Source organism: Paracoccus sp. DMF-8, assembly GCF_029309835.1.
Classification (GTDB): domain Bacteria; phylum Pseudomonadota; class Alphaproteobacteria; order Rhodobacterales; family Rhodobacteraceae; genus Paracoccus.
The window spans coordinates 1-4,823 of the sequence record NZ_JARJHL010000008.1 but is presented as its reverse complement, the minus strand read 5'-3'; the positions used below and the strand labels follow the sequence as shown (position 1 = coordinate 4,823).

At 62.9% G+C, this 4,823-nt stretch carries 3 protein-coding genes, 1 tRNA gene and 3 pseudogenes; 5 read left to right on the top strand and 2 right to left on the bottom strand.

From position 1 onward, the window contains the following. A pseudogene (locus PE067_RS06755) lies at positions 1-796 on the top strand (ammonium transporter); the annotation flags it as partial. Next, entirely contained in the window at positions 796-975 is a 180-nt protein-coding gene (locus tag PE067_RS06750) for a hypothetical protein (RefSeq protein ID WP_276188438.1), read from the top strand. The pseudogene PE067_RS06755 and the gene PE067_RS06750, both read left to right, overlap by 1 nt. 67 nt (positions 976-1,042) lie before the next feature. On the opposite strand, the gene PE067_RS06745 is transcribed toward PE067_RS06750, so the two are convergent. After that, positions 1,043-1,774: a ribonuclease T2 gene (locus PE067_RS06745; protein WP_276188437.1), complete on the bottom strand. Its 732-nt coding sequence runs from the start codon at positions 1,772-1,774 to the stop codon at positions 1,043-1,045. Positions 1,775-1,901: 127 nt separating this feature from the next. Between PE067_RS06745 and PE067_RS06740 the strand changes: the two genes are divergently transcribed. Further along, on the top strand, positions 1,902-2,654 hold the full coding sequence (locus PE067_RS06740) for a DUF1013 domain-containing protein (protein ID WP_276188436.1): 753 nt from the start codon (positions 1,902-1,904) through the stop codon (positions 2,652-2,654). Between the two features lie 676 nt (positions 2,655-3,330). Continuing rightward, a tRNA-Trp gene (locus tag PE067_RS06735) sits at positions 3,331-3,406 on the top strand. Positions 3,407-3,510: 104 nt separating this feature from the next. Here the strand turns inward: PE067_RS06735 and PE067_RS21810 are convergent. Then, positions 3,511-4,264: pseudogene (locus tag PE067_RS21810) on the bottom strand (IS5 family transposase). Positions 4,265-4,417: 153 nt separating this feature from the next. On the opposite strand from PE067_RS21810, the pseudogene PE067_RS06715 reads away from it, so the two are divergent. Then, positions 4,418-4,823, top strand: a pseudogene (locus tag PE067_RS06715) (hypothetical protein); the annotation flags it as partial.

Sequence of the window (4,823 nt, the reverse complement as noted above, 5' to 3'; positions counted from 1 at the left end):
TGCCGGGATCATCAACGTCCTGCTGCATTTCGCGCTGTCCGAACGGATCAAGCCCATCGCCTATTACATCATCTGCGTGGTGGCGACGGTCGTGTCCTCGGCACCGAGCTATGCGGTCTGGGGTTCGGTCGGACCGCTGACCAATGCGGGCTTCCATGACTTTTTCGGGGTGGGCTTTGTCTATCTGTTCCCGGCAGGCATGGCGCTGGCGCTGGTCCCGAAACTGGGTTGCCGCCCCGGCATGTTCACGCCGCATCCAAAGATCAATTCCTATGACGCGCCCAGCATCGGGCTGGCGGCGACAGGGCTGATGACGATCTTTTCGGCCCTGCCGATGGTCATCCTGTCTTGCCTGTTCTTCTTCGACCCAGAGGCGCTGGCGGTCAGCGTCACCATGGCCGACACCAGTATCGGCGTCGCCTTCAACAACTATGGTCTGGCCTGGGCAGGCGGCGCGATCATGGGCACGATCATCGGCTATCGCACGAAATCCTATGCCTATCTGCTGCTTGGCCCGCTGGCGGGCTATGTCGCGGGGGCGCCGGGCTTTGACGTCTATGCGCCCTGGCAGATGTTCCTGGTGGCACTGGGCGCGCCGCTGGCGGCCTGGGCGGTTTACGAATTCACGCTGCGCCGGGGCATTGACGAACACAAGCTGTTCCCGCTGTTTCTGGGCGCGGGCGGCTATGGCCTGATCATGGTCGGCCTGGTCCAATGCGGAGCACGCTGCATGGCGGTTGTTCCGGCATCACGGAAGGGCCCTTTGCCTTCCAGCACAACCAGATCGGGGTGCTGATGCAGCTTGCCGGCATCGTGCTTTGCGTCGGCACAGGCGTCGTGACCGGGACGATTCTGGCCTTTGTTCTGTCGCACACGATCGGGTTGCGCGTGGACGAAGAAGATCAGGCCGTCGGTCTGGACCAACTGTATTGGGGCCTGAAGCCGGTTGAACAGGAACCAGGCGCGCGCGGCTGACAGGCAGCGCCATGCCAATCGGGCGCCCCCGCGTGGGGCGCCTTTTTCCTTGCGCGGCGATGGTGCGTCAGTTCGGGGCAGGCATGACCATGTCGCGGGCACAGTCGCGCCGCGTGTCGGGGGCGCAGGCACGCGGCGACAGGTCGCGGTTCAGACAGATCCGCACCTCTTGCAGATCCGCGCCCCTGCACGTCACGGTAATACCGTCGCGCGACAGATCGGGGTTCGCCTCGATAAAGGCATCCTCGACGACGCGGGCAGGCAGGCGGATGTCGCGGTTCAGACCGCTGAGGACCTCGGGGATCCGGATCCTGCCCGAGGCGCGGCGCATCGCGTCGAAATAGGCGGTCGCGGACAGGCCGGAACAGCGGCCGTGCTTGCGCCACTGATACCAGGCCAGCCCGCTCGATCCGGTGACATCGACCATCGCCCGCGTTTCCGCCCGTGTCGGATTGCGGTGCGTGGTCGGGCAATCGGCGGGCCAGCCGCGTTCATGTTGCGGCCACAGCCCATGGGTGACGAAATGCGCCCGCCGCCCCGGATCGCAGGAATTCGCGTCGCGCGGATCATCGACCGAACGGCACCAGCTTGGCGCCCAGCTCAGCGCAAGGACGTAGTAATCGAACTGCCCGGCGACATTCTGCCCGGCGATATTCTGATGGTCACGCGATTGCGCCTGCGCGGGGCCGGACAGCGGCAGGACCGCCAGCGCGGCGGCAAGGGCACCGGCCAAAAGCCGGGGCAGGCTGCGTTTGCACGCGATGGTGCAAGGTGTGGGTCGATGCTTGGAGCCGTGCATTTGCGACAGATTCGGTCTTTATTGTGACGAGGGATTTCCCTATATCGGGCGCAATTCCCCTGAAAATGGAATGGCAACCGCCACCGGCCGTTTTCCCGGCCAAGGAACTATTGCGAAGGAGACACAGATGAGCAAGCCGTTGATGGCAAAGGCGACCGCTGTCTGGCTGGTCGACAATACGACGCTGAGCTTCAAGCAGATCGCCGATTTCTGCGGCATGCACGAACTTGAGGTGCAGGGCATTGCGGATGGCGATGTCGCGGTTGGCGTCACGGGATTCGATCCGATCGCCTCGAACCAGCTGGACCCGTCGGAAATCGAAAAGGCCCAGAAAAGCCCGGTCTACAAGCTGCGGCTGAAACACAATCCGGCAGCCGAGGGCGAGGAAAAGCGCCGTGGCCCGCGCTATACCCCGCTGTCCAAGCGTCAGGACCGCCCCGCCGCGATTCTGTGGCTGGTGAAATTCCACCCCGAACTGGCCGATGCGCAGATCGCGAAACTGGTCGGGACGACCAAGCCGACGATCGCCTCGATCCGCGACCGGACACATTGGAATATCCAGAACATCACACCCATCGACCCGGTCGCCCTGGGCCTGTGCCGTCAGTCGGAACTGGACATGGCCGTCCAGAAGGCCGCCAAGAAGGCCAGCGCGGCGGGCGAAGTCATGTCCGATGACGAACGTCGCAAGCTGGTCAGCACCGAGGCGTCGCTGGCCATGGGCGACGAGCCGCGCCTGCCCTCGGCCATTCAGGGGCTGGAGAATTTCAGCCTGACCCGCGACGAGGACAAGACCCCCGAGCCGGATCTGGATGCCGACAGCTTCTTCAACCTGCCGGATGCGGATGACGAGGATGACGACGAGGACGACCGCCGCTGAGGCTGTGGTCTTTGACCACATTGAGGGCGATCAGTGCCTGATCGCCCACGCCTATCGCTGGCACGAAGCGGCGCTGGCGGTATCGCTTTTGCAGGCCTCGGGGCTTAGCCCGGCCGTTCTGGACGGGTCTCGCGCACAGCACGATGCCGCATGCCGGGATCGCCCTTGGCGGGATGCGCATCGTGGTTCCTGCCAGTCAGCGGCCCGAATAGCTGGGGGCCGGGGCGCTGGCCATCCTGTCCGATGTGCCGATGCCGCGCGCCAGCCTGCAGGTCTGTGCAAGGCTGGTGTTTGTCGGGATGTTTCTGTGGATCGGGGCCTTTGCCCTGACGAATGTCGCCCCGATGATGAGCGGGCTGTATCTGCGCCGCGCCCAGATCGACAGTTCCGCAAACCTCCAGGCGGCGTCTTCATTTAGGAGTTCCCATATCGTCCGAGTTCTGATTCCAGATCGAGAACGGAGGCGATCTTGAGCGGGCGAACTCTGACCCACGGGCAACGGGAACGGATCGGCCCGCTGTTGCCCGGCAAGGCCGGTGAGGCGCGGCAGCACATGCGCGTCCGTCAGGCGGAGGAAAGACGAAAATGAACAGAACAGGCACAGAACGGGAAACTGATAACCCGTGTGATAACCGCTTGACGGCAACCCTCGCAAACCCTATCAGGGCCGGGTTGCAGGGGTTTAGCTCAGTTGGTAGAGCATCGGTCTCCAAAACCGAGGGTCGTGGGTTCGAGTCCCCCAACCCCTGCCAGCGGATCCCCGATTGTCGTCCGACATCGAAACACAGACTTTTCGACAAAAGTTGGTTTTTTGTGTTTTTGGCAGCTGCAGGCTAGGGTCTGGACTCATTGAGTTTCAAAGCCAGTAGATGACGAGGGCAGCAAGTGCGATTGCTGACAAGAATACCTTGGGGCAACGGTCGTACCGGGTCGCCACACGCCTCCAATCCTTGAGCCTGCCGAACATGATCTCGATCCGGTTGCGCCGTTTGTACCGGCGCTTGTCGTACTTGACGGTTTTCTTCCGCTGCTTCTGGCCTGGGATGCAGGCGCGTATCCCTTTGTCTTTCAACGCTTCTCTGAACCAGTCGGCGTCATAGCCGCGATCCCCGAGCAGCCAATCGACATCCGGCAGGCTGCTCAGCAATGCCCGCGCGCCGATGTAATCGCTGACCTGTCCGGCAGTGACGAACAGGTTGAGGGGGCGCCCTGGCTGTCGCAGATGGCGTGCAACTTGGTGTTCATGCCGCCCTTGGTGCGACCAATCAGGCGCCCACGCCCCTTTTTCACGCCCATGCTGGTCGCGGTGCGGTGGGCCTTCAGGTAAGTGGCGTCGATCATCACGGTCTTCCTTCGCCGTGCCCGGCCGCCAGACCCGCCATCATTTGGGCAAAGATGCCCTTGTCGCTCCACCGCTTCCAACGGTTGTATAGTGTCTTGTGCGGGCCATAGGCTGCCGGGGCATCGCGCCACCGTAAGCCATTGCGATTGATGAAGATAATCCCGCTTAACACGCGTCGATCATCGACGCGAGGCTTGCCGTGGGACTTGGGGAAGAAAGGCTCAAGACGCGCCATCTGCGCGTCCGTCAACCAAAAAAGATCAGACATGGTCACCGCTCGCTTTTCGAACCGTGAATCACGCCGCCAGTCGGAAATCAATGGGTCCTGAGCCTAAGTTATTAATATATCATGATTTGACTTCCGATCAGGTTGGCGTCTATATGTCGGGCCACAGTAACGACCCGGACGCTGTTCGCGGCAATGCCAGTCACCGTTCATCTGGGTGCGCACAAGACGGCCACCACGCATCTGCAGGAATCGCTTCGCCTTGCCGCATCCGTGCTGCGCGACAGCGGTGTCTATTACGTCGGTCCCGGTGAGCTGCGGGGCGAATTGCTGCCTGTCACCCCCGGTATCAACGACAGCGGCCGCCTGCCGCAGCGCCAGCGTGCGCGGCGCAGGCTGGTCACGGCGGGGGAGGTCTATCCGGAAATCCTGATCTCGGACGAGAACATCATCGGCGGGACCAAACGGCACCGGCTGTTTGGCAAGGCGGGGCGGATCTATCCCGATGCCGGGCTGCGCCTTGCGCGGCTGATGAGCATCCTGCGCAACCAGCCGGTCACGGCGGCGCTGTCGGTGCGCGATCCGGTGGCGTTCAACCTGT

Bases quoted from the DNA above. Each gene is read 5' to 3' on its own strand.
- PE067_RS06750 (WP_276188438.1), top strand. From the start codon at position 796: ATGCAGCTTGCCGGCATCGTGCTTTGCGTCGGCACAGGCGTCGTGACC.
- PE067_RS06745 (WP_276188437.1), bottom strand. From the start codon at position 1,774: ATGCACGGCTCCAAGCATCGACCCACACCTTGCACCATCGCGTGCAAA.
- PE067_RS06740 (WP_276188436.1), top strand. From the start codon at position 1,902: ATGAGCAAGCCGTTGATGGCAAAGGCGACCGCTGTCTGGCTGGTCGAC.